This is a genomic window from Henriciella sp., from assembly GCF_049649345.1.
Lineage (GTDB): Bacteria > Pseudomonadota > Alphaproteobacteria > Caulobacterales > Hyphomonadaceae > Henriciella.
The window spans coordinates 1-2,340 of the sequence record NZ_JBARZC010000176.1 but is presented as its reverse complement, the minus strand read 5'-3'; the positions used below and the strand labels follow the sequence as shown (position 1 = coordinate 2,340).

At 64.1% G+C, this 2,340-nt stretch carries 2 protein-coding genes; both read right to left on the bottom strand.

The genetic code is table 11. The features are described 5' to 3' along the window. Positions 1 to 192: 192 nt before the first annotated feature. Positions 193 to 471, bottom strand: a complete 279-nt coding sequence (locus tag WA989_RS04345; protein ID WP_424339286.1) for a hypothetical protein — start codon at positions 469 to 471, stop codon at positions 193 to 195. Further along, positions 452 to 1,411, bottom strand: a complete 960-nt coding sequence (locus tag WA989_RS04340; RefSeq protein ID WP_424339285.1) for an ArdC family protein — start codon at positions 1,409 to 1,411, stop codon at positions 452 to 454. The genes WA989_RS04345 and WA989_RS04340 overlap by 20 nt, the downstream gene beginning before the upstream one ends. Between the last annotated feature and the right edge of the window lie 929 nt (positions 1,412 to 2,340).

The following is a 2,340-nucleotide window of genomic DNA, read 5'->3' as shown; positions in this document are numbered from 1 at the left end:
GCGCAAGGCTCCGCAGGCGGTCGTCGGCCGCATCCTGGTCGAGATCGACCCGTTCGGCACGGGCGACCGGCTCGACATCCAGGCCCCGCTGCCGGCGGCCGAATAGACATTCGGTTGGGCGGCTCGTTTGTCATCAAGACGTATGCGATCGTCTGGCCAGGGCCGTGCGCGGGATCGATCTCAACCGCCTGCCTAAAGATTGCGGGCGATGGCGGCGTCGATCTCGCGCACGGCATGAGCCATGAGGCGCTGAACGTCGGCCTGCTCCGGCAGGGCGTCGCTCCATGCGATGCCGTGCAGGTGGATGGCGTCCTCGGGGCTGCTGCCCTCGTCGGTCCAGCAAGGCCCCTCGATCTCGGCAAGCTCGTCGGGGTCGTCGCCGGTCGTCCAGCGCGCGGCGAAGCGGGGTGCTGCCTCGTGCCGGATCGTCCCGCTTCCGACGCTCGTCTGCTCAACGGTCCAGTCGCTCAAGGTCCCTCCCGGGCGATGAGGCCAGGGCCAAAGTGTCGTCGGCCTCCGGCTCGGGTTGCGGCTGCGGTTGCAGGCCATGCAGGAAGTCGGCGGCCCGCTGGGCGTGCGAGGCCGCGGTGAAGATGGCCCGCTTGTCGTCTCGAAGAACCTTCAGCCAGCTCTCGATGTAGGCGGCGTGGTCCTCGCGAACCTCGGGCGTGAGGCTAAGGTCGGCCGACAGGAAGGCGCTGCCGATCTCGGCGACGAGCTCCTCCATCGCATAGCCTTCGTCGCCGAACCGCTTGCGCCCGAACTCCCGCTCAAGGCGCGAGGGATGGCGTGTCCAGTGAACCGTCTCGTGCAGGCGGGTCTCGTAGTAGCTCTCCGGGCTCTCGAAGAACTCGAAGGGCGGCATCTGGATCCGGTCGGGCTGCAGCGCGTAATAGGCCCGGTTGCCGCCATGGCCGACGGTGGCGCCTGTCTGCTCGAGGAACCGCTCGGCGTGCTCGATGCGCTGTCCGGCCTCGAGGGTCGGCGGCTCGGCCGTGGCGTAGTAGTGGCCGGGCAGGCCCTCGATCTGCTCGACGTTGAAGACGGTGTAGCCCTTCATGAAGGGGATATCCCGCTCGGTCTCCTCGCCGGTGGCTTCGTCGGTTTCGGTCTTGCGCATCGTGTTGGCGTAGACGACGAGGCTGCCGCGCTCGCCCTTGCGGACGTGCCCGCCCAGCTCCTTCGCCTGGCGGAAGGTCATCCAGATCGGGGCGGTGTAGCCTTTCTCCATGGCCTCGACCCAGAGCATGATGACGTTCATGCCGCTGTAGGGCTGGCCGTTGTGGCGAAGCGGCCGGACGATCCGCCCGGCGGCGTGCTCGGCGTTCCAGGGCTGGTGCCAGGGCCGCACGCCTCCTTCGAGGTCTGCAATGATCTTGTCAGTGATTCGGCTGTAAATGTCTTGTTTCATGATCCAACAACTTTGATTTAATTCGTAATAACTTGGAAATCAATTAGAAAAGTGGCCGGACGGGCGCACCGGGCAAAGGCGAAGCATCGAAGACGATTCACGCAAGACCGGCCTTTGCTCGGCCAGGGCCGTACTGCGGGCTTGGTTGGAAAACCCTGCGAAAACCTGATAGACTGATCTCATGAGCACCAAGGTCGACCCACTGATCTCGGAACTCCCTCCCGGCACGCCTGCGGAACCGGGCTCGGCTTACCCTGATAGCCCGCTTCGAGGTCGGCCTTGAGGCCGTCGCCAAGTTCGTGCGGATAAAGGGCCTGGCGGGTGTCACGCCGCCCTGTTTCCATAACGCGCCCGCCTAATCTTCTTCCCTCCTGGCATCCCTTGGAAGATCGGAAGACCAAGATCATCCCTCGGAGCCGATCATGCTTATCGCATCACCGGCGCGCGCAGCGCAGGGGAAGCCCCTTGCCGCCTGTAGGGCGGTCCCGAGCCACAGGGACCCGCGCCGCAGGCGTGGGTGGGCGCAGGGAGGGCTTCCGCGCAGCGAGCACGCGGGTAGCCTCTGGCATGATTGGATCGAAGGAAAAGGCTTTCCTTCATCTCCATCCATGCAGCCTGTCAGGGCTGCGCATCAAAGCCGCGCGTAAGCGCGTCCGCTTCTCTGCGGGCGAAGCCCGCCCGAAGGAGTTCGGCCGCTTCTGGCGGCCGTCCATTGTGCCGCCCTGCGGGCGGCGCTTTGTCGGTGCCTCCGGCGGGGATATTTTCGGCACAAGGATTTGTCATAATTACATGGGCGGTCGCAGAGTTATCCACAGCTTCGGCCCTTTCTTAATTTCTTGATTCTAATTTCATAGATTCAGGAGCAAAATTCGCGCTTAATTTCAATGAGTTGGAGATGCTATCGTAACCGATTGGGGGCCTATCGTAAC